The 26,261-nt window shown below is 66.5% G+C and carries 23 protein-coding genes and 1 riboswitch; of the genes, 3 read left to right on the forward strand and 20 right to left on the reverse strand.

All coding sequences use genetic code 11. The features are described from left to right. Positions 1-56: 56 nt before the first annotated feature. The 16 genes from hisD to DID98_RS30265 form a co-directional block, all read right to left on the reverse strand. Positions 57-1,373: a histidinol dehydrogenase gene (gene hisD / locus DID98_RS30190; RefSeq protein ID WP_044845958.1), complete on the reverse strand. Its 1,317-nt coding sequence runs from the start codon at positions 1,371-1,373 to the stop codon at positions 57-59. A gap of 24 nt (positions 1,374-1,397) precedes the next feature. Beyond that, positions 1,398-2,051 carry an ATP phosphoribosyltransferase gene (gene hisG / locus DID98_RS30195; protein ID WP_006751807.1) on the reverse strand — a complete coding sequence of 218 codons (654 nt, stop codon included), beginning with the start codon at positions 2,049-2,051 and terminating at the stop codon, positions 1,398-1,400. After that, positions 2,048-3,397: a UDP-N-acetylglucosamine 1-carboxyvinyltransferase gene (gene murA, locus DID98_RS30200; protein WP_124487855.1), complete on the reverse strand. Its 1,350-nt coding sequence runs from the start codon at positions 3,395-3,397 to the stop codon at positions 2,048-2,050. The genes hisG and murA overlap by 4 nt, the downstream gene beginning before the upstream one ends. A gap of 14 nt (positions 3,398-3,411) precedes the next feature. After that, the gene (locus DID98_RS30205) at positions 3,412-3,651 is read right to left on the reverse strand and encodes a BolA family protein (RefSeq protein ID WP_006477131.1); all 240 of its coding nucleotides are present in this window, start codon (positions 3,649-3,651) and stop codon (positions 3,412-3,414) included. 50 nt (positions 3,652-3,701) lie between these two features. Next, positions 3,702-4,457 (reverse strand): ABC transporter permease, encoded by a 756-nt coding sequence (locus DID98_RS30210; protein WP_044845960.1) that lies wholly within the window; start codon positions 4,455-4,457, stop codon positions 3,702-3,704. Further along, complete coding sequence (locus DID98_RS30215; RefSeq protein WP_044845961.1) at positions 4,454-5,380, reverse strand: ABC transporter ATP-binding protein; 927 nt, start codon at positions 5,378-5,380, stop codon at positions 4,454-4,456. Before DID98_RS30215 ends, DID98_RS30210 begins: the two co-directional genes overlap by 4 nt. Positions 5,381-5,572: 192 nt before the next feature. Beyond that, positions 5,573-5,848 carry a lipid asymmetry maintenance protein MlaB gene (locus tag DID98_RS30220; protein ID WP_044845962.1) on the reverse strand — a complete coding sequence of 92 codons (276 nt, stop codon included), beginning with the start codon at positions 5,846-5,848 and terminating at the stop codon, positions 5,573-5,575. Then, entirely contained in the window at positions 5,845-6,474 is a 630-nt protein-coding gene (locus tag DID98_RS30225) for a phospholipid-binding protein MlaC (protein ID WP_044846000.1), read from the reverse strand. Before DID98_RS30225 ends, DID98_RS30220 begins: the two co-directional genes overlap by 4 nt. Positions 6,475-6,584: 110 nt before the next feature. Then, positions 6,585-7,550 carry a VacJ family lipoprotein gene (locus DID98_RS30230; protein ID WP_044845963.1) on the reverse strand — a complete coding sequence of 322 codons (966 nt, stop codon included), beginning with the start codon at positions 7,548-7,550 and terminating at the stop codon, positions 6,585-6,587. 32 nt (positions 7,551-7,582) lie between these two features. Further along, positions 7,583-8,143, reverse strand: a complete 561-nt coding sequence (mlaD, locus tag DID98_RS30235) for an outer membrane lipid asymmetry maintenance protein MlaD (RefSeq protein WP_124487854.1) — start codon at positions 8,141-8,143, stop codon at positions 7,583-7,585. Positions 8,144-8,167: 24 nt separating this feature from the next. Further along, complete coding sequence (gene mlaE / locus DID98_RS30240) at positions 8,168-8,935, reverse strand: lipid asymmetry maintenance ABC transporter permease subunit MlaE (RefSeq protein ID WP_006762098.1); 768 nt, start codon at positions 8,933-8,935, stop codon at positions 8,168-8,170. Then, entirely contained in the window at positions 8,932-9,753 is an 822-nt protein-coding gene (locus DID98_RS30245) for an ABC transporter ATP-binding protein (RefSeq protein WP_044845966.1), read from the reverse strand. The genes mlaE and DID98_RS30245 overlap by 4 nt, the downstream gene beginning before the upstream one ends. An 84-nt stretch (positions 9,754-9,837) precedes the next feature. After that, on the reverse strand, positions 9,838-10,962 hold the full coding sequence (thiE, locus tag DID98_RS30250) for a thiamine phosphate synthase (RefSeq protein WP_124571916.1): 1,125 nt from the start codon (positions 10,960-10,962) through the stop codon (positions 9,838-9,840). Further along, positions 10,959-11,774, reverse strand: a complete 816-nt coding sequence (locus tag DID98_RS30255; protein WP_039322226.1) for a thiazole synthase — start codon at positions 11,772-11,774, stop codon at positions 10,959-10,961. The genes thiE and DID98_RS30255 overlap by 4 nt, the downstream gene beginning before the upstream one ends. A 38-nt stretch (positions 11,775-11,812) precedes the next feature. After that, positions 11,813-12,010, reverse strand: a complete 198-nt coding sequence (thiS, locus tag DID98_RS30260) for a sulfur carrier protein ThiS (RefSeq protein ID WP_014898319.1) — start codon at positions 12,008-12,010, stop codon at positions 11,813-11,815. Positions 12,011-12,042: 32 nt separating this feature from the next. Then, positions 12,043-13,179, reverse strand: coding sequence for an FAD-dependent oxidoreductase (locus DID98_RS30265; protein ID WP_124571917.1), 1,137 nt, complete (start codon positions 13,177-13,179; stop codon positions 12,043-12,045). Between the two features lie 234 nt (positions 13,180-13,413). After that, positions 13,414-13,537, reverse strand: a riboswitch (TPP riboswitch). Between the two features lie 268 nt (positions 13,538-13,805). Here DID98_RS30265 and DID98_RS30270 point away from each other — a divergent pair. Beyond that, positions 13,806-15,575 (forward strand): ABC transporter ATP-binding protein/permease, encoded by a 1,770-nt coding sequence (locus tag DID98_RS30270; protein ID WP_044845970.1) that lies wholly within the window; start codon positions 13,806-13,808, stop codon positions 15,573-15,575. Positions 15,576-15,640: 65 nt separating this feature from the next. On the opposite strand, the gene thpR is transcribed toward DID98_RS30270, so the two are convergent. Then, on the reverse strand, positions 15,641-16,189 hold the full coding sequence (thpR, locus tag DID98_RS30275; RefSeq protein ID WP_124571918.1) for an RNA 2',3'-cyclic phosphodiesterase: 549 nt from the start codon (positions 16,187-16,189) through the stop codon (positions 15,641-15,643). Further along, complete coding sequence (locus tag DID98_RS30280; protein WP_124571919.1) at positions 16,186-17,676, reverse strand: sodium:alanine symporter family protein; 1,491 nt, start codon at positions 17,674-17,676, stop codon at positions 16,186-16,188. Before DID98_RS30280 ends, thpR begins: the two co-directional genes overlap by 4 nt. Before the next feature lie 315 nt (positions 17,677-17,991). Here DID98_RS30280 and DID98_RS30285 point away from each other — a divergent pair, with 315 nt between their 5' ends. Next, a complete protein-coding gene (locus DID98_RS30285; protein ID WP_260428122.1) occupies positions 17,992-19,230 on the forward strand; it encodes a lipid II-degrading bacteriocin in 1,239 nt (412 codons plus the stop codon). A gap of 73 nt (positions 19,231-19,303) precedes the next feature. Continuing rightward, complete coding sequence (locus tag DID98_RS30290; RefSeq protein WP_124571920.1) at positions 19,304-19,675, forward strand: hypothetical protein; 372 nt, start codon at positions 19,304-19,306, stop codon at positions 19,673-19,675. Positions 19,676-19,929: 254 nt separating this feature from the next. Here DID98_RS30290 and DID98_RS30295 read toward each other — a convergent pair whose 3' ends face one another. Together DID98_RS30295 and DID98_RS30300 are read right to left on the reverse strand one after the other, a co-directional pair. After that, positions 19,930-21,396 carry a glutamate synthase subunit beta gene (locus tag DID98_RS30295; protein ID WP_044845973.1) on the reverse strand — a complete coding sequence of 489 codons (1,467 nt, stop codon included), beginning with the start codon at positions 21,394-21,396 and terminating at the stop codon, positions 19,930-19,932. Between the two features lie 85 nt (positions 21,397-21,481). Beyond that, positions 21,482-26,185 carry a glutamate synthase-related protein gene (locus DID98_RS30300; protein WP_044845974.1) on the reverse strand — a complete coding sequence of 1,568 codons (4,704 nt, stop codon included), beginning with the start codon at positions 26,183-26,185 and terminating at the stop codon, positions 21,482-21,484. Between the last annotated feature and the right edge of the window lie 76 nt (positions 26,186-26,261).

Here is a 26,261-nt window from a genome sequence, read left to right on the forward strand (position 1 = left end):
GCTTGGTCTCCTCGTCGTCCGGAGTCGATGCGTCGGCATCGGCTCCGGCGCGCGGGTCACCCCTTCATCCGGAGTTCGGCGCTGCGCGCGTGCGCCTGCAGCCCTTCGCCGTATGCGAGTTCGGAAGCAATCTCGCCCAGCGTCTGCGCACCTTCGGCGCTGACTTCGATCAGGCTCGAGCGCTTGATGAAGTCGTACACGCCGAGCGGCGACGAGAAGCGCGCGGTGCGCGAGGTCGGCAGCACGTGATTCGGGCCGGCGCAGTAGTCGCCGAGGCTTTCGCTCGTGTAGCGGCCGAGGAAGATCGCGCCGGCGTGGCGGATCTGCTGGCCCCATTGCTGCGGCTCCAGCGCGGAAATCTCGAGGTGCTCGGGCGCGATGTCGTTCGCGATCCGGCACGCTTCGGCCATGTCGCGCACCTTGATCAGCGCGCCGCGGCCTTCGAGCGACGCGCGGATCACGTCCTGGCGCGGCATCGTCGGCAGCAGCTCGTCGATCGCCTTCTCGACACGCTCGAGGAACGCGGCGTCCGGGCACAGCAGGATCGACTGCGCGAGTTCGTCGTGTTCGGCCTGCGAGAACAGGTCCATCGCGACCCAGCTCGGATCGGTCGTGCCGTCGCACAGCACGAGGATTTCCGATGGTCCGGCGATCATGTCGATGCCGACCGTGCCGAACACGCGGCGCTTGGCGGACGCGACGTACGCATTGCCCGGCCCGCAGATCTTGTCGACCGCCGGCACCGTGGCCGTGCCGTACGCGAGCGCGCCGACCGCCTGCGCGCCACCGATCGTGAACACGCGATCGACGCCGCCGAGCAGCGCCGCGGCGAGCACGAGGTCGTTCTTCACGCCGTCCGGGGTCGGCACGACCATCACGATCTCGCCGACGCCCGCGACCCGCGCGGGAATCGCGTTCATCAGCACCGACGACGGATAGGCGGCCTTGCCGCCCGGCACGTACAGGCCGACGCGGTCGAGCGGCGTGACCTTCTGGCCGAGCACCGTGCCGTCGCTTTCCGTGTACTGCCAGCTATGGGTGCCGCACTCGATCTTCTGTTTCTCGTGGTACGCCCGCACGCGTGCGGCGGCGGCTTCCAGCGCCGCGCGCGCCTTCGGCGCGAGGCCGTCGAGCGCCGTCTGCAGCGCGTCCTGCGGCAATTCGAGCGCGGCGACGCTGCTGGCGTCCAGCCGGTCGAAGCGGTTCGTGTACTCGAGCACCGCGGCGTCGCCGCGCGACTTCACGTCGGCGAGAATCTGCGCGACCGACTGCTCGATCGCTTCGTCCTCGCTCGCCTCGAACGCGAGCACCGCACGCAGCGCGGCGTCGAAGCCGTCGCTGGTCGAATCGAGTTTGCGGATGGTGATGGCCATGGAAGTTCCGTTACGGTGATGCGCTCAATTGCCATTCTGCGACGCGCGTTCGAACGCGTCGAGAATCGGCTTGAGCGCCGCGCGCTTCAACTTCAGCGCAGCCTGGTTCACGACGAGGCGCGACGAGATCGCCATGATCTCCTCGACCTCGACCAGATTGTTCGCCTTCAGCGTGCCGCCCGAGCTGACGAGGTCGACGATCGCGTCGGCCAGCCCGACGAGCGGCGCCAGCTCCATCGAGCCGTACAGCTTGATCAGGTCGACGTGCACGCCCTTCGCGGCGAAGTGTTCGCGTGCCGTTTCGACGTACTTGGTCGCGACCCGCAGGCGCGCGCCCTGGCGCACCGCGTTCGCGTAGTCGAAACCGGCCGGCACGGCCACCGACATCCGGCAGCGTGCAATGTTCAGATCGATCGGCTGGTAGAGGCCCGAGCCGCCGTGCTCGACCAGCACGTCCTTGCCGGCCACACCGAAGTCGGCCGCGCCGTATTCGACATAGGTCGGCACGTCGCTCGCGCGCACGATGATCACGCGCAGGTTCGGGTCGGTCGTCGGCAGGATCAGCTTGCGCGACGTTTCCGGATCCTCGGCCACCTGCACGCCGGCGGCCGCCAGCAGCGGCAGGGTTTCCTCGAAAATCCGGCCCTTCGACAGGGCGAGGGTCAGCGGCGCGGTCATGCTTGGCTCCCGGAGAGGCGGCGCACGTTCGCGCCGACGGCGGTCAGTTTGGTTTCCATGCGGTCGTAGCCGCGGTCCAGGTGATAGATGCGGTCGACGAGCGTTTCGCCTTCGGCACGCAGCCCGGCGATCACGAGGCTCGCCGACGCGCGCAGGTCGGTCGCCATCACGTTCGCGCCGGACAGCTTGTCGACGCCCGTCACGAGCGCCGTGTTGCCGTCGATCGTGATGTTCGCGCCGAGCCGATTCAGCTCCTGCACGTGCATGAAGCGGTTCTCGAAGATGGTCTCGACGACCTGCGCGGTGCCCGTCGCGACCGAATTGAGGGCCATGAACTGCGCCTGCATGTCGGTCGGGAACGCCGGGTATTCCGACGTGCGGATCGTCACCGCCTGCGGGCGGCGGTCCATCTTCACGCGCAACCAGCTGTCGCCTTCCTCGATCGACACGCCGGCCTCGCGCAGCTTGTCGATCACCGCGTCGAGGATGTGCGGGCGCACGCCCGTCAGCATCACGTCGCCGCCCGCCGCCGCGACCGCGCACAGGAACGTGCCGGCCTCGATGCGGTCGGGAATCACCGAATGGCGTGCGCCGTGCAGCCGCTCGACGCCCTGGATCACGAGGCGGTCGGTGCCGATGCCGTCGATTTTCGCGCCCATCGCGACCAGCAAGTGTGCGAGATCGCTCACTTCCGGCTCGCGTGCCGCGTTCTCGATCACCGTCTCGCCGTCGGCCAGCGTCGCGGCCATCAGCAGGTTTTCCGTCCCCGTCACCGTGATCATGTCGGTCACGATGCGCGCTCCCTTCAGGCGCTTCGCGCGTGCCTCGATGAAGCCGTGCTCGATGCTGATCTCGGCGCCCATCGCCTGCAGGCCCTTGATGTGCTGGTCGACCGGCCGCGCGCCGATCGCGCAGCCGCCCGGCAGCGACACCTTGGCCTCGCCGAAGCGCGCGAGCAGCGGCCCGAGCACGAGGATCGACGCGCGCATCGTCTTGACGAGCTCGTACGGCGCGACGAGGTTGTCGACGCGCGATGCGTCGAGCTGCACGCGGCAGCCGTCCGTTTCGCTCTTCACGCCCATCTGGTTCAGCACCTTCAGCGTGGTGCGCACGTCCTTCAGGTTCGGCACGTTGTCGAGTTCGACCGGCTCGGCGCTGAGCAGCCCCGCGCACAGGATCGGCAGTGCGGCGTTCTTCGCGCCCGACACGACGATCTCGCCCGACAACCGGCGACCGCCTTCGATCACCAGCTTGTCCATCCCATGTCCCTGCGATTCCCCGTTGGCGGCCGGGTGTGCCGTGGCGACGCTCTGGACGGCGTCGCGCTCGTTGACGGTGACTTGCACTCAGTGGTTCCGGTTTATGCGTTCTGCCATTCGGCGGGCGTCAGCGTCTTCATGCTGAGCGCGTGAATTTCCTGCTTCATGCGATCGCCGAGCGCCGCATAGACGAGCTGGTGCCGCTGGATCGGCCGCTTGCCTTCGAAGGCCGCCGACACGATCGTCGCGAAGAAATGCTGGCCGTCGCCTTCGACTTCCAGATGAGTGCAGGCGAGACCGCCGGCGATGTATTGCTTGACCTGTTCGGGAGTCGGCAACATGAGGGGCTCCTGTCGGCGCGCGCCGCCCGTGGCGGCCGCCGCCGTCGATATCAATGACGCAGTTTGTAGCCGGTCGCGAGCAGCCGCATCGCGAACATCGCGAGCAGCACGAAGAAACCGGTGACGATCGCGAGGCTTGCGAGCGGGTTGATGTCGGACGCGCCGAAGAACCCGAAACGGAAGCCGTCGATCATGTAGAAAAACGGGTTGAGACGCGAGATCTCGCGCCACACGGGCGGCAGCGAGTGCGTCGAATAGAACACGCCGGACAGGAACGTCAGCGGCATGATCAGGAAGTTCTGGAACGCAGCGAGCTGGTCGAACTTCTCGGCCCAGATCCCGGCGATCAGCCCGAGCGTGCCGAGGATCGCCGAGCCGAGCAGCGCGAACGCGATGATGAACAGCGGCGCCGCGAAATGCATCGGGATAAACCAGATCGTCACGACGAACACGCCCGCGCCGACCGAGAGCCCGCGCACGACGGACGCGAGCACGTACGCGCCGAAGATGTCCTTGTAGGACAGCGGCGGCAGCAGCACGAACACGAGGTTGCCGGTGATCTTCGACTGGATCAGCGACGACGAGCTGTTCGCGAATGCGTTCTGCAGCACGCTCATCATCACGAGGCCGGGGACCAGGAAGCTCACGTACTCGACGCCCGGATACACCTCGACGCGGCCCGACAGCGCGTGGCCGAAGATCGTCAGGTACAGCAGCGCCGTCACGATCGGTGCGCACACCGTCTGGAACGACACCTTCCAGAAACGCAGGAGTTCCTTGTAGAACAGCGTTTGAAAACCGCTCATGCCAATCCCTCGACGACTTCTGCTCCGTTCATCACCTGGACGAACACATCCTCGAGGTCGGCCTTGCGGACCTCGATCTCGTCGAACGTGCAGCCCGCCGCGCGACACTGCGCGAGAATCCGTTCGACATCGTCGTAGCTCGCGAGACGCAGCAGATGCTCGCCCGGCGCGCGTGCGGCCGGATCGGTCTCCAGCCCGCGCAGCTCGGCGGGCAGCGCGCCCGTTGCCAGCCGCAGGTACAGCTGCAACCCCGCGAAGCGGCGCAGCAGCGCGTCGGTGCGGTCGAGCGCGACGACTTCCCCGCGACGCAGCATCGCGATGCGGTCGCACAGCGACTCGGCTTCCTCGAGGTAATGCGTGGTCAGGACGATCGTGTGGCCTTCGCGGTTCAGCCGCGAGATGAATTTCCACAGCGTCTGGCGCAGCTCGACGTCGACGCCGGCCGTCGGCTCGTCGAGCACGATCACGGGCGGCCGGTGCACGAGCGCCTGTGCGACCAGCACGCGGCGCTTCATGCCACCCGACAGCGCGCGCATGTTCGCGTCGGCCTTCTCGGTGAGGTCGAGATTGGCCATCACTTCGTCGATCCAGTCGTCGTTGCGGCGCAGCCCGAAATAGCCGGACTGGATCCGCAGCGTCTCGCGGACGGTGAAGAACGGGTCGAACACGAGTTCCTGCGGCACGACGCCGAGCGCGCGGCGCGCACCGCGGAAGTCCTTGACGACGTCGTGGCCGCGCACCGAGATACTGCCTTCATCGGCCCGGGCGAGCCCGGCGAGGATACTGATGAGCGTGGTCTTGCCTGCGCCGTTCGGGCCGAGCAGACCGAAAAACTCGCCCTCCTCGACCGACAGGCTGACGCCCTTGAGCGCCTGAAGCGATTTGTAGCGCTTCTTGACGTGACGGATTTCTATGGCTGACATGACTGTGCGCGGCGCAGGGGCCGCGACGCCTATTCTGTGCTTGCTGCGAAAGAAAATGGGGGCCGGACGCCGATTGGCTGCCCCGCAAAACGCTTGATTATAGGGCAAACCGGCTGGTGGAGCCGGCGCCTAAGGCGCGCGGCCTGAAGCGTGCGCGCGCCGGCTGGCGCGGCAGGCTTCGGTCGGACAGGGTCAATGTCGCCCGGTGCCGTCGATGAGCGCGTCGACGCCGTAGGCGCGCGCGAGGCTGGCGAGCTTCGAGGGGAGATTGAGGATGTCGAGGGTCGCGCCGCGCGCTTTGGCGGCACGTTGCCATGCGAGCAGCACGGCGAGCGCGGACGAGTCGAACTGCGTCAGCGCCGCGCAGTCGACGGCGGTTTCGCCCGCGTCGATGCGCGCGAGACCGTCCGCGAGCGCGGACTTCGCGCTCGCGACGGTCAGCGAGGAGCCGGCCGCGAAGCCGCTCACGACGCCTGCTTGCCGGCGGCAAGTTCCTGGTTGCGCTGCGTCAGGAACTTGATCAGGCCGTCCACGCCGCTTTGCTGGATCTTCTCGTTGAACTGCTGCTGGTACGTCTGGATCAGCCATGCGCCCAGCACGTTCAGGTCATACACCTTCCAGCCGTTGGCCGTCTTGTACAGGCGGTAATCGATCTGGACCGGCTGGCCGTTGTTCATCGCGACCGTCTTCACGACGACGTCGGTGTCGGCCGGATCGGCACGGAACGGCGGGTACTGGATCTGCTGGTCCGGCTTCAGCTGCGCAAGCGCGCCCGAATACGTGCGGATCAGCAGCAGCTTGAACTGCTCCTGAACCTGCTGCTGCTGCTCGGCCGACGCCGTGCGCCAGTTGCGGCCCATCGCGAGCTGCGTGGTGCGGCGGAAATCGGTGTACGGCAGGATGTCCTTGTTGACGATCGTAATGATGCGGTTGGTGTCGCCCTGCTTGATCGTCTGCTGCTTGACCTCGTCGAGCACCTGCTGCGTCGCCGTCTTGATCAGCGCCTGCGGGTTCGACTGGTCGACTTGCGCGTGAGCTGCGCTGCCGAACGAGAACAGCGCCGCGAAAACGGGAATCAGGAACAGTTTTTTCATCATGGAGACCTGCATGAAGAGTCGATGCGAAGGTTGGAGCCGGTAGATTACGCGAAGGTTCGCGTGCGCTACCGACTGAATCGTTTCCGGCTGTAACGAATGTAAGCGCGTCAGTGCAGCCGGATGCTCGGGAAGCGGAATCCGCCCGGCGACGGCGGCGCCACCTGCATCGGCGGCACGGTCGTCGCGCTGGCCGGGTTCGGCGCCTGGGCGGCGCCCGACGCCGGTGCGGCAACGGCCGCGCCCGATGCGCCGGCCGGCGCCGTCGCGCCACCGACTGCCGCGGCACCCGCCGTCCCGGCCGCACCGGCTGCCGCCGGCGCCGCGCCGTCGTCCGGCAGGTCGTACTTCGGCAGCGCATCGTTGCTCGAGGTCGTCGAGGCCTCGCCGCGCGCGTTGTCGATCAGCATCTGGCGGCGTTGCAGGTACGCGTTGCGCACGAACGAATACTTGTCGAGCGCCGCAGCATCCAGCACGTCGCCCGCGCCGAGCAGGTTCGCACGCGTGTTGACGAGGTTCACGCCGAACAGGCCCCAGCTCAGGCCGTCCGGCTTCACGTAGGTGAGCGGGTTGCCGACGTAGTCGACGCCGAGGCCGGCCGTGTCGCGCAGCGTGCTCGGGCCCAGCAGCGGCAGCACGAGATACGGACCCGACGGCATGCCGTAGCGGCCCATCGTGATCCCGAAGTCGGCCGTGTGCTTCGGCAGTTTCGCAATCGTCGCGACGTCGAACAGGCCGCCGACGCCGAACACCGTGTTGATCACGACGCGCATGATGTCGCCGACGCCGTCCGCGATCCGCAGCTGCACGATGTTGTTCGCCGCGATGTAGACGTCGCCGATGTTCGAGAAGAAGTTCGTCACGCTGTCGCGCACCGGCTGCGGCACCACGTACTGGTAGCCCTTCGCGACCGGTTTCAGCGCGTACGTGTCGACCGTGTCGTTGAACTTGTACATCGACCGGTTGAAGCCTTCGAGCGGATCGCCCTTGGTCGGCGTCTGCACGGTCGCGCAACCGCTCAACGCGGCGACTGCCGCCACCGCGAGCGCGGCGTGCCTGATGCGGATCGTCTGCATGGTCATTACCCTCTTGTCTTTCTCTCGTGTGGTTATTGGGCGGCCGAACCGGACACCGCGGAGGCCGGCACCGCGACCGGTGCGGGCGCCGCCGGTGCAGCCGAGGCGCCGGATGCCGGCTTCGCGCCACCCGCGTCGGCTGCCTTGCTGTACAGGAACTGGCCGATCAGGTTCTCGAGCACGATCGCCGACTGCGTCATCGTGATCGTATCGCCCGCCTTCAGCATTTCGGTGTCGCCGCCCGGATCGAGGCCGATGTACTGCTCGCCGAGCAGGCCCGACGTCAGGATCTTCGCGGACGAATCCTTCGGGAACGGATACTGGCCGTCGATATCGATTGTCACCAGCGCCTGGTAGGTGTTGGGATCGAAGCCGATCGCCTTCACGCGACCGACCACGACACCCGCGCTCTTCACGGCCGCGCGCGCCTTCAGCCCGCCGATGTTGTCGAATTTCATCCGCACCGAGTAGGTCGGCTGAAACGAAAGCGAGCTCATGTTGCCGACCTTGAGCGCCAGGAACAGCACCGCAAGGAAGCCCACCACCACGAACAGGCCGACCCAGAAGTCGAGAGCAGTCTTTTTCATCGTCATCCCAAAATTTGGCTTGGCTGAGGCTTAGCTGAACATCAGCGCGGTCAGCAGGAAATCGAGGCCGAGTACGGCGAGCGACGCGAACACGACCGTCTTGGTCGTCGCGCGCGACACGCCCTCGGGCGTGGGCTTCGCTTCATACCCTTGAAACAGCGCAATGAAGGTCACGGCGAACCCGAACACGATGCTCTTGATCACGCCGTTGCCGACGTCGGCCCATACCTGGACCCCGCCCTGCATCTGCGACCAGAACGCGCCCGGATCGACGCCGATCAGCACGACCCCGACGAAATAGCCGCCGAGCACGCCGACCGCGTTGAAGATCGCGGCGAGCAGCGGCATCGCGATGATGCCGGCCCACAGGCGCGGCGCGATCACCGTCTTGACCGGGTCGACGGCCATCATCTCGAGCGCGGTGAGCTGCTCGCCGGCCTTCATCAGGCCGATCTCGGCCGTCAGCGACGTGCCGGCGCGGCCCGCGAACAGCAGCGCGGTCACGACCGGGCCGAGCTCGCGCACGAGCGACAGCGCGACCAGCAGGCCGAGCGCCTGCTCGGACCCGTAGCGATTCAGCGTGTAGTAGCCCTGCAGGCCGAGCACGAAGCCGACGAACAGGCCCGACACGGCGATGATCACGAACGAATAGTTGCCGAGGAAGTGGATCTGCTTCGTGACCAGCCGCGGCCGGCGCAACAGCGGGAAGAACTCCAGCACGAGGCGCACGAACAGCCGCGTGCCGTAGCCCGCGCGCTCGAGGCCGCCGATGACGTAACGTCCGATCGCGCTGATCATGCGCGCCCTCCGCCGAGCCCGAAATCCGCTGCCAGCGGCGGGCTCGTGTAATGAAATTTGAACGGGCCGTCCGGCGCGCCGTCGATGAACTGGCGCACGCTCGGGTCGGTCGATGCGCGCAGCTCGTCGGGCGTACCCTGCGCGAGCACGCCGCCGTTGGCCAGAAAATACACGTAGTCGGCGATCGCGAACGATTCCGGCACGTCGTGCGTGACGAGGATCGACGTCGCGCCGAGCGCCTCGTTCAGCGTGCGGATCAGGTTCGCGGTGATGCCGAGCGAGATCGGATCGAGGCCCGCGAACGGTTCGTCGTACATGATGAGCTGCGGGTCGAGCGCGATCGCGCGCGCGAGCGCGATGCGGCGCGCCATCCCGCCCGACACCTCGGACGGCATCAGGTCGCGCGCGCCGCGCAGGCCGACCGCGTTGAGCTTCATCAGCACCAGATCGCGGATCAGGTCGTCGGGCAGGTCGGTGTGTTCGCGCAGCGCGAACGCGACGTTCTCGAACACGGACATGTCGGTAAACAGCGCGCCGAACTGGAACAGCATGCCCATCTTGCGGCGCAGCGCGTACAGGCCGTCGCGCGTCTGCGCGCCGACGTCGGCGCCGTCGAACAGCACCTGGCCGCGGCGTGCGCGCACCAGCCCGCCGATCAGGCGCAGCACGGTCGTCTTGCCGCAACCCGACCCGCCCATGACGGCGACGACCTGGCCGCGCCCGAAGCGCATGTTCAGGTTCGACAGGACGAGGCGGTCGCCGTAGCCAAAGTCGACGTCGCGAAGTTCCAGCAGGGTCTCGGTAGGAGTGGGGCTCACGGAGCTGACAGTCCTTTTACGCAGAACGCCGAATTATAGGGCCTGCATTGGAATGATGTCGTGACGCCGTTCCGGGCCCTGCGGTCAATGATTGTCAAATTGTCGGGCAAAGCATTGCTGCAATGCAACAATAGCCGCCCGATAATCGTTGGCGCCCGTGATCGCGCTGACCACCGCGACGCTGCCGACGCCCGTCGCCAGCACGTCCGGCAACGCGTCGAGCCCCACGCCGCCGATCGCGACGAGCGGCGCCCGCGCCCCCGCGAAGCGCGCATAGCGGGCGATCCTCGCCAGGCCCTGCGGCGGCGCCGCGACTGCCTTGGTCGCGGTCGCGTACACGGGACCGAGCGCCAGATAGCTCGGGCGCTCGTGCAAGGCCCGCAACATCTCGTAATAACCGTGGCTCGACAACCCGAGCCGCAGGCCGGCGCGCGCGATCGCGGCCAGATCGGCCGTTTCCAGATCCTCCTGGCCCAGATGTACGCCGTACGCACCCTCTTCTACTGCGATCTGCCAGTGATCGTTGATGAACACACGCGCATCGGGATAGCGGCGCCCTGCCGCGACCGCGCGCGCGATTTCACGGCGCAATGCGTCCGGCTCCGCGCCTTTCACGCGCAGCTGCACGGTCCGCGCGCCGCAATCCAGCACGCGCTCGACCCATTCGGCATCCGGGACGACCGGATACAGGCCCAGTTGCGCGGGGCACGGCGGGAATGCCGGCTCCGGTGCGGCGGCCAGGCCGGCGACACGCGGAAACCGTGCCGCGTCGACCGGCCACGCATCGGCATCGCGCGTTTCGTCGCCGTCGCGCCACGCCAGCGCGAGCACCAGCGCGTCGATCGGCGCGAAACCGCAGTCGAGGAACGCGGCGAGCGCCGCGATCCAGTCGTCGGCGAGCGGATGCGCGGCTTCCAGCGCGTGGCGCACGCCCGCGGCATGCAGCACGGCGCCGCGCTCGTCGAACTCGATCGCGACCGCGTCCGGCGATGCGGGGCGCGATGCAGCCGACGCGCGCGCCTGCGCGGCACGGTCGCCGGCCGACACGATCAGCACGTCGCCGTCGGCCGGCACGTCGGGCGCCACGACGCAGAGCCGCCACGGCGTCGTGCCGGCCGGCCAGTCGCCGAGGCGCGCGCGAATCCGCTCGGCCGCTTCGGCCAGCTCGTCGGCCGGCGGCCAGAAGGCATCGGCGAAGCGCGCGCTCATGCGCCGCCCCCGTCCTGGTGCCAGAACGGCATCCCGACGACCGGCGTGCTCGCATGCGCGGTCTCGCGCGCATCCATCGGCCCGGCGAGGTAGGCCGCACGGCCGGCCTCGACGCCCTGCGCGAACGCGCGCGCCATGATCTCCGGGTGCGTGGCCTGCGACACGGCCGTGTTCAGCAGCACCCCGTCGAAACCCCACTCCATCACCTGGCACGCGTGCGACGGCACCCCGAGCCCCGCGTCGACGATCAGCGGCACGTCCGGCAGCCGCTCGCGCAACACGCGCAGCCCGTACGGGTTCACGACGCCCTTGCCGGTGCCGATCGGCGCGCCCCACGGCATCAGCGCCTCGCAACCGACGTCGAGCAGGCGCCGGCCGATCACGAGATCCTCGGTGCAGTAAGGCAGCACCTTGAAGCCGTCCTTGACCAGTTGCGCGGCCGCCTCGATCAGCCCGACCGGGTCGGGCTGCAGCGTGTAGTCGTCGCCGATCAGCTCGAGCTTGATCCAGTCGGTGTCGAACACCTCGCGCGCCATGTGCGCGGTCGTCACCGCCTCGGCGACGGTCTGGCAGCCGGCCGTGTTCGGCAGCAACGGCACCGCGTGACGCTTGAGCAGGTCGAAGAAACCGGCCTCGGCCGTGCCGCCGGTCATCTGACGGCGCAGCGCGACCGTCACCATCCCGGGGCGCGACGCGGCGATCGAGTCGGACAGCGACTGCAGCGACGGATAGCGCGACGTGCCGAGCAGCACGCGGCTTGCGAAGGTTTCGCCATACAGCGTCAGCGCGTCGGCGGAAGTGAGGGACGTCATGTCGTTTTCCTGGAAGAGCGGGGGCGAACCGGCGGCGCTCAGCCGCCCGCGACGGGGTGCACCACGTCGAGCTTGTCGCCCGTCGCGAGCGCGCGCGCCGCATGCTGCGTGCGCGCGACGAAATTGCCGTTCAGCGCGACCGCGTACGGCGGACGCGCGCCGTACGCGGCGAGCGCGTCGGCCACTGTCGCGCCGTCGGGCAGCGTCAGCGTCTGTTGGTTGATCTGGATATCCATGAGGCTTGATCGAATTCGGTCGGCGGCGCGCATCAGGCCGGCTGGCGCGCGTCGTCGCGGTGATGAAGGAGCGTCGGCCAGCGCGCGGCATCGCGCCACGCGGCGAACGCGTCGGCATCGGCGAACGTGCCGCCGAGCGCGGCGTGCGCGAACGCGACCGCCGCATGCGCGACTTCCGGCGCGATCATGAAGCCGTGCCGGTACAGGCCGTTGACGGCGAGCGTCGTCGCGCCGTCCCAGATCACCGCCGGGCGATGGTCGGGCAGCGTCGGGCGGCACTGCGCGTTGAGTTCGAGGATGCGCGCCTCGCCGAATGCCGGATGCACGGAGAACGCCGCGCTCAGCAGTTCGAGCGCCGAGCGCACGCTGACGGGCGACATGTCCTCGCCCTCCACCTCGGTTGCGCCGATCACGTACAGGTCGTCCTGTTTCGGCGCGATGTACAGCGGATAGCGCGGATGCAGCAGCCGCACGGGCCGCGTGAGCCCGATGCCGGGCGCATGCACGCGCGCGACCTCGCCGCGGATGCCGCGCAGCGCGGGCAGCGCGGATTTCGCGCCGAGCCCGCGGCAATCGATCGTGAAATGCGCGTCGGGCCGGTTCGCGTCGTCGATCGTCGCGTGCCAGTGCAGCTCGACGCCGCGTTGCGCGAGGCCCGCCGCGAGCGCGCGCAGCGCCTGCCGGTTGTCGAGCTGCCCTTCGCGCGGCAGCATCAGGCCGCGCGCGAAGCGGCCCGCGAGCGCGGGCTCGGCCGCATCGACCTGCGCACCGGCCAGCGCGACGAAGCCGCCGTCGAACAGCTCGGCCGGCGCGTTCGCGCGCACGCGCCGCTCGAACAACGGCGCCTCGGCACGATCCGCGTGATGCCAGACGACGAGCGTGCCGTGCTGCTGGAAGAACACCGGTTCGGGCAGTTCCGCGAGCCATTGCGGCCAGCGCGCGAGCGATGCGGCGCCGAGCTCGGTTATCAGCAGCTCTGCACTCGCCGCCTCGGCGAGCGGCGCGAGCATCGCGGCCGCGACCCACGCGGCCGACTGCTCGCCGTCCGGGCCGCCGCGTTCGTACAGCGCGACGCGATGCCCGTCGCCCGCGAGCCGCCACGCGATCAGGCGGCCGACGAGGCCGCCGCCGAGTACCGCGAAATCCGGCCGGGAAGCATGGAGGTTCATCGCGCCCCCTCCCCGCGAACCAGGCGGGCGCATGCGACGGACGTCGACGCGCGCACACGGTCCCGTGCAGACGCACGCGACAGCGGATCGGGAACAGCGCAAAAGACTGAAGATTGAGCGGTCATCATTCCTTCCGTAACGCGCGACGCGCGTACCCAAAAGGACGAAACCGGCAGCAAAGGCCGGCCGGGCGGGACTCGGGCGCTGACCATGTGGGATGGCGGCCAGCGCGGCCCGGCGGGATCAGAAACTTCCCTCGCCGGTATTACCCGGATCGGGTGCGAAGGGTCTTTCTCAGCCTCGCCGCGTTGCCCGGAACTGTCCGTCGGCCGCGCTCGAAGCACCCCTGTTTCGTCGTCGGCCATTAGACCATAAAAGCGGAAAGCGCCGCAAACTGTCCCCTTGCGGCAAATTCGCCGTCGCGCCGCGCCGCTCTGGCACAATGCCCGCAGGCCGGCCGCGCGAGCGGCCGGTTGCCGCGTCACCGCCGGCCTTAAGTGCCGTTTAAGACGCGCGGGCCACCATCCGGACGCCCGCCGTCAGTCGGCACCTCGTCCCGGCATGCCGTATCGCGGCGCGCGTCCGGCCCCGCCCGGCCCGCGCGCCGGCTACTCATCAGGAAGCACATGACCCAATCGATCGATCCCGTCCGCTCCGCCTCCGACGCGCCGCAGGACGAGCGCCCGGTATCCGCATGGAGCCTCATCAAGCCCTACTGGGTGTCGTCCGAATGGAAAGTCGCGTGGGGGCTGCTGGTCACGATCATCGCGATCAACCTCTGCGTGGTCTGGATCAACGTCAAGCTGAACAAGTGGAACGCGCAGTTCTACAACGCGCTGCAGTCGAAGGACGTCCACGACTTCCCGAACCTGCTGATGCAGTTCTCCGCGCTCGCGTTCGGCTTCATCATCCTTGCGGTGTACGGCCGCTACCTGCGCCAGATGCTCGGGTTCCGCTGGCGCCAGTGGCTGACCGACCGGTTTCTCGGCCAATGGCTCGGCGATCGCGCGTTCTACCGGATCGAACGCGACCGCCTCGCCGACAACCCCGACCAGCGGATCACCGACGACCTCCAGTCGTTCGCGACGACGACGCTCGCGCTGTCGCTCGACCTGCTGTCGACGGTCGTCACGCTCGTGTCGTTCATCACGATCCTGTGGTCGCTTGCCGGCGCGCTGACGCTCTCGCTCGGCGCGACGCCGATCACGATCCCCGGCTACATGGTGTGGGCGGCCGCGCTGTACGCGGTGGTCGGCTCGCTGATCATCCAGAAGGTCGGTCACCCGCTCGTGTCGATCAACTACCAGCAGCAGCGCGTCGAGGCCGACTTCCGCTTCGGGCTGATCCGCGTGCGCGAGAACGCCGAGCAGATCGCGTTCTACGACGGCGAGAAAACCGAGACCGCCAACGCGCAGAGCCTGTTCACGCGCATTCGCGACAACTGGTGGCGCGTGATGAAGTACACGAAGCGCCTCACGTTCGTGCTGAGCTTCTACGGGCAGATCGCGATCATCTTCCCGCTCGTCGTCGCTGCGCCGCGCTATTTCGCCGGCGCGTTCTCGTTCGGCGTGCTGATGCAGATCTCGTCCGCGTTCGGCACCGTCAGCGATTCGTTCTCGTGGTTCATCAACAGTTACTCGACCCTCGTCGAATGGCGCGCCACCGTCAACCGTTTGCGTGAATTCAAGCGCGTGATGGGCACGTCGCACCTGAAGGAAAGCCTGTCGCCCGCGACCGAGCACGGCGGCATCAACCTGCACTACGTCGATGCCGCGAAGCTGTCGACGTCGTCGCTGAAGCTCGCGCTGCCGAACGGCAACGCGCTCGCGAACATCGGCAACGTGACGATCGAACCCGGCTCGCGCTGGCTCGTGATCGGCAAGTCGGGTTCCGGCAAGAGCACGTTCATGCGCGCGCTCGCGGGCCTCTGGCCGTTCGGCGACGGCGCGATCGACGCGCCGGTCGGCGCGCGGATGATGTTCGTGCCGCAGACAAGTTACCTGCCGATCGGCACGCTGAAAGCAGCGCTCACGTATCCGGCCGCGCCCGACACGTTCACCGACGACGCGTGCCGCGACGCGCTGCGCGCGTGCCGCCTCGAAGACTACGTCGAGCGCCTCGGCGAGACCGGCCACTGGACGCGCGTGCTGTCGCCGGGCGAACAGCAGCGTCTCGCCGGCGCGCGCGTGCTGCTGCACAAGCCGGACTTCCTGTTCCTCGACGAAGCGACGAGCGCGCTCGACGCCGACAACGAAGCGCGGCTCTATCACCTGTTCGCCGAACGGCTGCCGAAGGCCGCGATCGTCAGCATCGCGCACCGCGAGTCGCTGGCCGCGTTCCACGTCGGCACGATCAACGTCGAACGCGTGAACGACAGCGACAAGGTCGCCGCGTAACCGCTCAACAGAAGGCCGGCGCATGCCGCGCCGGCCTTCTCTTCCGCGTCCTTCCCGCCTTCCCGCTACGCCGACACGATCGGCACCGACACGATCGGCACATGCGACACGCCGTCGTGCGACAATCGGCTTTCAAATAGCGTCAGCGCGACGAAACGCAGCGCAACCGGCCGCCCGGTCGCGCCGCCGTGCGCAGGCTGCCCGTCCGCGTCGCGCGGCAGCCGCGCGAGCGTGACGTGCGGCCGGAACGGCCGGCGGTCGGCCGGCACGCCCAGTTCGCGCAGCAGCGAGGACAACTCGGCACTAAGCGCAGCACAGGCGGGATCGGGCGCGAGTTCCGCGACGATCAGCCTCGCGCGCGGCAGGCTCGGCCACCACGCGATCCGCTCGACCGGCTGCAACGGCAATGCATGCGCGGCCGCGAGCGCCGGCAGGCGCGCGGCCAGCGCGTCGCAACGCGCGCGTTCGATCGCGCCGATGAACGCGAGCGTCACGTGCAGTTGCGCGGGCAACGTGCGCCGCGCGCCGCGGGTGACCGGCAGCGCACGCAGCGCGTCGCGCGATGCCGTGTCGGGCATCAGCGCGACGAACGCACGAAGCCGGTCGCCGTTCACGACTCGCGCACCGCCACGCGCGCTTCGGCCACCGCATCGGCCGACACCGGACGCTGCGGCAGCGGGCCGTGCTCGCCCCACACGTCGGCCGGCAGCACGCGCGCGAGCTCGGGAATCGTGTTGCGCGTGAACACCGGATCGGCAATGCCCTGCGCGCGCTGGCGGCGATAGTCGCGCCACGCGGCATGCGCATACTTGCCGAGCGCGAGGATCGCAACCAGGTTGATGATCGCCATCAGCCCCATGCTCGTATCGGCCATCGCCCACACGAGCGGCAGTTGCCCGACGCTGCCGAACATCACCATCCCGAGCACCGCGATGCGGAACAGCGGCAGCACGCCGCGCCGCTTCGCGATGAAATCGACGTTGCCTTCCGCGTATGCGTAATTGCCGATCACCGACGAGTACGCGAAGAAGAAGATCGCGACGGCCATGTAGGTGCCGCCCCAGCCGCCGACGTGGCTCGCGATCGCGCGCTGCGTGAGCGCCGCGCCTTCCATGCCGGTGCCGAGTTCGTACTGGCCCGACAGCAGGATCACGAACGCGGTCGCGCTGCAGATCACGATCGTGTCGACGAACACGCCGAGCATCTGGATCAGCCCCTGCACGACCGGATGCCGCACGCTCGCGGTCGCGGCCGCGTTCGGCGCGCTGCCCATGCCGGCCTCGTTCGAGAACAGCCCGCGCTTCACGCCCATCGCGACCGCCTGGCTGACCGCATAGCCGGTCAGGCCGCCCGTCGCCTGCTCGAGCCCGAACGCGCTCTTCACGATCAGCGCGATCACGGCCGGCACCATCGCGATGTGGGTCGCGACCGCGTAGATCGCCAGCGCGAGGTAGCCGATCGCCATCACCGGCACGATCACCTGCGCGACCGACGCGATGCGGCGAATCCCGCCGAAGATGAGCGGCGCGGTGAGCAGCACGAGGCCGAGGCCGACCGTCTCGCGGCTCCAGCCGAACGACGTATGGAACGCGTCGGCGATCGCATTGGCCTGCACCGCGTTGAACACGAAACCGAACGCGAGGATCAGCGACAGCGAGAACAGCACGCCGAAGCCGCGCGAGCGCAGGCCCGTCTGGATGTAGTACGCGGGGCCGCCGCGATAGCTGCCGTCCGGATGCGACACCTTGAAGATCTGTGCGAGCGTCGCCTCGACGAACGCCGACGACATCCCGACAAGCGCCGTCATCCACATCCAGAAGATCGCGCCCGGCCCGCCGACCGTCAGCGCGACCGCGACACCGGCGATGTTGCCGGTGCCCACGCGGCTCGCGAGCCCGGTCGCGAACGCCTGGAACGACGAGATGCTGCCCGGCTCGCCCTTGCTGCCGACCAGTTTCATGCTGAGGAACAGCGCCTTCAGCTGGATCATCCGGAACCGCAACGTGAACCACGCGCCGGCGCCGAGCAGCAGCACGATCAGCACGTAGTTCCACAGCACGCCGTTGACGGCGTCGATCAGCCCATGCACGAGTGCTTCCATCCAGAGTCCTTTCAAATGGGGTCAATCATGGTCGGCTGCGCGTGGCGCGCCGAAAGGACGACATGATATGACAATCCCCGAGAAATATTACAAAATGAAAGAATCGTGACGCGATGCCAGCCGGGCTGTCAACGCATCCAGATTATGCGACTCGCCGCGCGCAACACCAGGCTCGGCTCAATGGACTTTGACGTTTGGAAACGTTGTCCGAACCGTCCATCGGGGAGGACACGTCTCGCGGAATCGCTTCAGTTGGACGTTACCGCGCGCCGCACTCGGCACATACGGGGAGCACCGCCCGAGGCTGGCGAGCGGATGAGCACCATACAAAATCCTTGCAGAACAACCCAAAAAGACAAACGCTATGTCTTTCGCTATGCGAATCAATTACCGAAAGACAACCAAACGGGGTGTGAAATGCTCAAGCACGACACGCTGGCATCTGAAAATGTCATGAATGGCGACAACAAACGGCAACACCAGAACAGGCGCCGCTTCCTGATTGCTTCGACCGCGCTACCGCTCGGAACCTTGCTGAAACATACAACGAGCGCGGCGCAATCAAATGTCCTGCCACCGATTTCGGTTACCGCACCACGACCGCCTGATTTCAACTTTGGTGATTTCAACACCAATGCGAACGAAATACCTGGCGCAAATGTCGGGGCGGGAATACCAGCACCATCCATCTGCTTCAATCAACATTGCGCGTCGAACTACATGCTCCTTTTTGCGAACACGGGCAACATGGTTCGCGCAACGGAGATGTTTCTCAAGCACCTTCAGGTATTCGGAAAAAATGACGCAGCCTTTTGGGGAAGCCAGCTTGCTCTAGTCGGCGGATTTACCCCCTGGCTCGCAAGAGGAGGCTACAAATACTTACCCGGAGCCAAACCATACGGTCTCGATTTTTCCACGGGCCACTACGCAGATATCTCAACGCTATTTGGCATCTACGCAGGTCAATTGCAAGGAATCCCTCCAATATCGGAATTCGAGTTCTATGGAAATCCGCTCATGTTTATTGGAGCAATCAGTCACTGGGTATACGGAAACGGCCAGCGTCGATCTATGAACATCGAATCCCTCAATTTAAAAATGGGGATATCAGACTTCGAACAAATCACCAAAATTGTTGAAAACCCGACATACGGCCCCGGAGCACACGCACTCGTCATTCCCTTCAGCACGAACATCTTTTCCCATGGAAAAAAAGACTTGTGGTCTGCCTCAACCCTCGGGCGAATTTCCGGACATGCCCGAGGAACATTAACACTAAATTCTGACAACACCTATCAATTCGTTGGCTCCTATACACTCAACCCCGACAGATTTGACGCAGATCGCTCGAATCGAGATTTTCTACAGGAATGGGCGACCACATTTCTTCGAACACTAGGGAATGCGCTAGGGCATACCGACTACGATATCGTCTTCACTGGCGAAAAGAACGTTTCCTTTTCCGGTCAACGGCCCATACGAAATATCCAAGAGCCCCCACCCCAAGCAGTTCATCGACCATCGTTCGGAGGATTAATGCGCCCTGGCCGCTGACAAGCCATATCCCCGCCCCGGACGCACAAACATCCGTGGCGACTGATTAACTAAAACGAATCTGGATGAGATCGTGACGTCGAGAATCCTACGCTACACCGTGCGGTCGATGCTTTGGCTTGTCGCAACAACAACCGTGCTCGTCTTACTGCTATTTGTCATCCTCATGTTTGCCAGATATGAAATAGACGAAGGTAGTTGTCCCGACGCGCCAGCGGCAGAGCTTGAAGCCAAGATTCTCGCGTTCGCCAAAGAACAGGGAATCAGTTTGACCGACGTCAGCTTCACCGGGACTCCCCGATACCACGATGGCACCCTTGGCTGGTGGGGATTCGATCTGAGCGCGCGCGAAGGAGACTATGTCACGACAATCGATTGCAGCGGGCGCGTCTCCGGCTTTGGAACGATCCAGCGGCTCCCTGACCCACCCGGGCCGTCCAGGTAATGCCGCGGCTCGGGGCACGAAGGCCCATTTGGAATGCCAGATTACACCCACCGCAAGTCATTCACGAGTGTCGTTTGGTGGCTTGATGCGTGCCGGTATCGATCGCGTGTAGATCGCATTCGGCTCACCGACTACTAGGCGCAAACGCGCCCAAGCCTGCCAAGATCCGACGATCGACTGCCCTTAACGTCCATCAAAAATAAAACCGGGCGTCCTGATAGACGCCCGGCCGTTACTTCAACACGCTACAACGCTTACCGCGGCAGTTCCGAATGCCCCATCAGGTACGCATCGACCGACCGCGCGCATTGCCGGCCTTCGCGGATCGCCCACACGACGAGCGACTGGCCACGGCGCATGTCGCCTGCCGCGAACACCTTGTCGACCGACGTGTAGTACGAACGATCGCCTTCGGTCGCCGCACGCGCGTTGCCGCGTGCGTCCTTCGCGACGCCGAACGCCTCGAGCACGGTGGCTGCCGGCTGCGTGAAGCCCATCGCGAGCAGCACCAGGTCGGCCTTCATCTCGAACTCGGAGCCCGGCACCTCCTGCATCTTGCCGTCCTTCCACTCGACGCGCACCGCGATCAGCTTCTCGACCTTGCCGTTCTTGCCTTCGAGACGCTTGGTCGCGACCGCCCAGTCACGCTCGCAGCCTTCCTCGTGCGACGACGACGTGCGCAGCTTGATCGGCCAGTACGGCCACACGAGCGGCTTGTTTTCCTCTTCCGGCGGCTGCGGCAGCAGCTCGAACTGCGTGACCTGCTTCGCGCCGTGACGGTTCGACGTGCCGACGCAGTCCGAACCCGTATCGCCGCCGCCGATCACGATCACGTGCTTGCCCTTCGCGAGCAGCTGGTCGGCGAGCTTGTCGCCCGCGTTCACGCGGTTCTGCTGCGGCAGGAAGTCCATCGCGAAATGCACGCCCGCGAGTTCGCGGCCCGGCACCGGCAGGTCGCGCGGCGTTTCCGAACCGCCCGCGATCACGACCGCGTCGAATTCCTCCTTCAGCGTGTCCGGCGAAATGGTTTCCTTCGCGAGGCTGCCGATCGACTCGGGCAGCGGATCCTTGCCGATGAACACGCTGGTGCGGAACGTCACGCCTTCTGCTTCCATCTGGCGCATGCGGCGATCGATCAGCCACTTCTCGAGCTTGAAGTCGGGGATCCCGTAACGCAGCAGGCCGCCGACGCGATCGTTCTTCTCGAACACCGTCACGTCGTGGCCGGCACGCGCGAGCTGCTGCGCAGCGGCGAGGCCCGCGGGGCCAGAACCGACGACCGCGACTTTCTTGCCGGTCTTGTGTTCGGCCGGCAGCGGCTTCACCCAGCCTTCCGCCCAGGCCTTGTCGATGATCGCGTGCTCGATCGACTTGATGCCGACCGGATCGTTGTTGATCCCGAGCGTGCAGGCTGCCTCGCACGGCGCCGGGCAGATGCGGCCCGTGAACTCGGGGAAGTTGTTTGTCGAATGCAGGACTTCGATCGCCTGCTGCCAGTCCTGGCGGTAAACGAGATCGTTGAAGTCCGGAATGATGTTGTTGACCGGGCAGCCGTTGTTGCAGAACGGGATGCCACAGTCCATGCAGCGTGCGCCCTGGACCTTCGCGTCCGCGTCGGTCAGCGCCGCGACGAATTCCTTGTAGTGCTTCACGCGCGTGAGCGGTGCTTCGTACGCCTCGTGGCGGCGTTCGAACTCCAGAAAACCGGTTGCCTTGCCCATAAGGTGCTCTTCTGTTCGGTGTATCGGGTGGGGGAGCCGCGCGCGGCCGTCAGGCGCGCGCGGCATTCGCTATGTCGTTCGTCGCTCAGGCGGCCAGCACTTCCTTCGCCGCCTTCTTCGCACCGATCTCGCCCAGCGCGCGCTTGTATTCGTGCGGGAACACCTTCACGAACTGGCGGCGCGCCGCGTCCCAGTTTTCCAGCAGCGACTTCGCGCGCGGCGAACCCGTGAACTGGAAATGACGCTCGACGAGCCCCTTGAGCAGCGCTTCGTCCGTCGTGCCCGCATGCCAGAGCGCGCGGTCGACCGTGCGCTCCTGCTCGGCCTGCTGCAGCACCGGCTCGAGCGCGACCATCGACTTGTTGCACTTCGCCGCGAACGTGCCTTCGGGATCGTAGATGTACGCGAGACCGCCCGACATGCCGGCCGCGAAGTTGCGCCCGGTTTCGCCGAGCACGACGACCGTGCCGCCCGTCATGTATTCGCAACCGTGGTCGCCCGTGCCTTCGACGACCGCCGTCGCGCCCGAGTTACGCACGCAGAAGCGTTCGCCCGCGACGCCGCGGAAGAACGATTCGCCTTCGATCGCGCCGTACATCACCGTGTTGCCGCAGATGATGTTTTCCTCGGACTTGCCGCGGAAGTCGTTGGTCGGACGGATGATGATCCGGCCGCCCGACAGGCCCTTGCCGACGTAGTCGTTGCCGTCGCCGACGAGGTCGAGCGTCACGCCCTTCGCGAGGAACGCGCCGAAGCTCTGGCCGGCCGTGCCCTTCAGCTGGATGTGCACCGCGTCGTCGGCCAGGCCTTCGTGGCCGTGCTTCTTCGCGATCACGCCCGACAGCATCGCGCCGACCGTCCGGTTCACGTTGCGCACCGGCTGGATGAACGACACATGCTCGCCGTTCTCGATCGCGGCCTTCGCCTTCTCGATCAGCACGTGGTCGAGCGCGCGCTCGAGGCCGTGATCCTGCACGTCGACGTGACGCGGCGCGACGTCCTCGCACTCTTCCGGCTGGTAGAACACGCGCGAGAAGTCGAGGCCCTTCGCCTTCCAGTGCTCGATGCCCTTGCGCGTATCAAGCAGGTCGGCACGGCCGATCAGGTCGTCGAACTTCGCGACGCCGAGCTGCGCCATGATCTCGCGCACTTCCTCGGCGACGAAGAAGAAGTAGTTCACGACGTGCTCGGGCTGGCCCTTGAACTTCGCACGCAGCACCGGATCCTGCGTCGCGACGCCGACCGGGCACGTGTTCAGGTGGCACTTGCGCATCATGATGCAGCCTTCGACGACGAGCGGTGCCGTCGCGAAGCCGAATTCGTCCGCGCCGAGCAGTGCGCCGATCACGACGTCGCGGCCCGTCTTCATCTGGCCGTCGGCCTGCACGCGGATGCGGCCGCGCAGGCGGTTCAGCACCAGCGTCTGCTGCGTTTCGGCGAGGCCGAGTTCCCACGGCGTGCCCGCATGCTTGACCGACGACAGCGGCGACGCGCCCGTGCCGCCGTCATGGCCGGCGATCACGACGTGGTCGGCCTTCGCCTTCGCGACACCGGCCGCGACCGTGCCGACGCCGACTTCCGACACCAGCTTCACCGAGATGCTCGAGCTCGGGTTCACGTTCTTCAGGTCGTGGATCAGCTGCGCCAGATCCTCGATCGAGTAGATGTCGTGGTGCGGCGGCGGCGAGATCAGGCCGACGCCCGGCACCGAGTAACGCAGCTTGCCGATGTATTCGGACACCTTGTGGCCCGGCAGCTGGCCGCCTTCGCCCGGCTTCGCGCCCTGCGCCATCTTGATCTGGATCTGGTCGGCCGATGCCAGGTACTCGGCAGTGACGCCGAAGCGGCCCGACGCGACCTGCTTGATCTTCGAGCGCAGCGAATCGCCGTCCTTCAGCGGAATGTCGCTGACGATCTCGTCGCCGATCACCGACTTCAGCGTCTCGCCCGACTTGATCGGAATACCGCGCAGTTCGTTGCGGTAGCGCTTCTCGTCCTCGCCGCCTTCGCCGGTGTTCGACTTGCCGCCGATCCGGTTCATCGCGATCGCGAGCGTCGCGTGCGCTTCCGTGCTGATCGAACCGAGCGACATCGCGCCCGTCGCGAAGCGCTTCACGATGTCCTTCGCCGGTTCGACGTTTTCGATCGGGATCGCCTTGGTCGGCTCGACCTTGAACTCGAACAGGCCGCGGAACGTCATGTGACGCTTGGTCTGGTCGTTGATCAGGTGCGCGTATTCCTTGTACGTCTGGTACGAGTTGCTGCGCGTCGCGTGCTGGAGCTTCGCGATCGAGTCCGGCGTCCACATGTGGTCTTCGCCGCGCACGCGATACGCGTACTCGCCGCCCGCGTCGAGCATGTCGCGCAGGACCGGGTTGTCGCCGAACGCATCGCGGTGCAGGCGGATCGCTTCTTCCGCGACTTCGAACAGGCCGATACCGCCGACCTTCGAGGCCGTGCCCTTGAAGTACTTCTCGACGAGGTCGCTCGACAGGCCGAGCGCTTCGAAGATCTGCGCGCCCGTGTACGACATGTACGTCGAGATGCCCATCTTCGACATCACCTTCTGCAGGCCCTTGCCGACCGCCTTCGTGAAGTTGTAGACGGCCTTCTCCGGCGACAGGTCGCCAGACAGGCCTTCGGCCATCTTCGCGAGCGTTTCCATCGCGAGGTACGGGTGCACGGCTTCCGCGCCGTAGCCCGCGAGCAGCGCGAAGTGGTGCGTCTCGCGTGCGGAGCCCGTCTCGACGACGAGGCCCGTGCTCGTGCGCAGCCCTTGCTGGACGAGGTGCGAGTGGATCGCCGACGTGGCGAGCAGCGCCGGAATCGCGACGTGCTCGGCGTCCGTCTTGCGGTCCGACACGATCAGCATGTTGTAGCCCGACTTGACCGCGTCGACGGCTTCCGCGCACAGCGACGCGAGGCGCGCCTCGATGCCTTCCTTGCCCCACGCGACCGGGTAGCAGATGTTCAGTTCGTACGCGCTGAACTTGCCGCCCGTGTACTGGTCGATCGCGCGGATCTTCGCGATGTCCTTGAAGTCGAGCACCGGCTGCGACACTTCGAGACGCATCGGCGGGTTGATGTTGTTCGTGTCGAGCAGGTTCGGCTTCGGGCCGATGAACGACACGAGCGACATCACCATGTTCTCGCGGATCGGGTCGATCGGCGGGTTCGTGACCTGCGCGAACAGCTGCTTGAAGTAGTGATAGAGCGTCTTGTTCTTGTTCGACATCACCGCGAGCGGCGAGTCGTTGCCCATCGAACCGACGGCCTCTTCGCCCTGCTGCGCCATCGGCGCCATCAGGAACTTCAGGTCTTCCTGCGTATAGCCGAACGCCTGCTGGCGGTCGAGCAGCGCGGCGCCCTGCGTGCGGCCGGCCGCGACGTCCTCGGCCTTCGGCTCGATCTCGTCGAGCTTGATGCGCACGGCGTCGATCCAGCTCTTGTACGGCTTCGCGTTCGCGAGGTTGTCCTTGAGCTCCTTGTCGTCGATGATGCGGCCGTGTTCCATGTCGATCAGGAACATCTTGCCCGGCTGCAGGCGCCACTTCTTGACGATCTTCGATTCGGGGATCTGCAGCGTGCCGGCTTCCGACGCCATGATGACGAGGTCGTCGTCGGTCACGATGTAGCGCGCCGGGCGCAGGCCGTTACGGTCGAGCGTCGCGCCGATCTGGCGGCCGTCGGTAAACGCGATCGCGGCGGGGCCGTCCCACGGCTCCATCATCGCGGCGTGGTATTCGTAGAACGCGCGGCGGTTCTCGTCCATCAGCGTGTGCTGTTCCCAGGCTTCCGGGATCATCATCATCACCGCGTGCACGAGCGGGTAGCCGGCCATCACCAGCAGTTCGAGACAGTTGTCGAACGATGCGGTGTCCGACTGGCCCGGGTAGATCAGCGGCCACAGCTTCGGCAGGTCGTCGCCGAGCACGTGCGACGCGATCGCGCCGGTACGCGCGTTCAGCCAGTTCACGTTGCCCTTCACGGTGTTGATCTCGCCGTTGTGCGCGATCATCCGGTACGGGTGCGCCAGCTCCCAGGCCGGGAACGTGTTGGTCGAGAAGCGCTGGTGCACGAGCGCGAGCGCCGACACGACGCGCGCGTCCTGCAGGTCGCGGTAGTACACGCCGACCTGGCCCGCCAGCAGCAGCCCCTTGTAGACGATCGTGCGCGCCGACATCGACGGCACGAAGTATTCCTTGCCGTGCTTGAGCTTCAGCGCCTGGATGCGGTGGCTCGCGGTCTTGCGGATCACGTACAGCTTCCGCTCGAGCGCGTCCGTCACCATGATGTCCTTGCCGCGGCCGATGAAGATCTGGCGGATCAGCGGCTCGCTCGCCTTGACCGTCGGCGAGATCGGCATCGTATGGTCGACCGGCACGTCGCGCCAGCCGAGCACGACCTGCCCTTCTGCCCGCACCGTCCGCTCGAGCTCCTGCTCGCACGCGAGACGCGATGCATTTTCCTTCGGCAGGAAGATCATGCCGACCCCATATTCGCCGGCCGGCGGCAGCGTCACGCCCTGCTTCGACATTTCCTCGCGATAGAACGCGTCCGGAATCTGGATCAGGATGCCGGCGCCGTCGCCCATCAGCGGATCGGCACCGACCGCACCGCGGTGATCGAGGTTCTCGAGGATCTTCAGACCCTGCTGAATGATCTCGTGGCTCTTCTTGCCCTTGATGTGAGCGACGAAGCCGACGCCGCAGGCGTCGTGTTCGTTTTGCGGGTCGTACAGACCTTGTGCGGCGGGCACCGCGGCGAGCGGCTGCTGGTGGTCGTTCATGGGGACACCGTCGTAAAGGGGCCTCGAGGGCCGTTGAACCATTTTTTTGTTGCCGTCGATCCCGCTCCCGACGGGA

The sequence above is a fragment of the Burkholderia sp. Bp8984 genome, from assembly GCF_003853755.1.
Classification (GTDB): Bacteria; Pseudomonadota; Gammaproteobacteria; order Burkholderiales; family Burkholderiaceae; genus Burkholderia.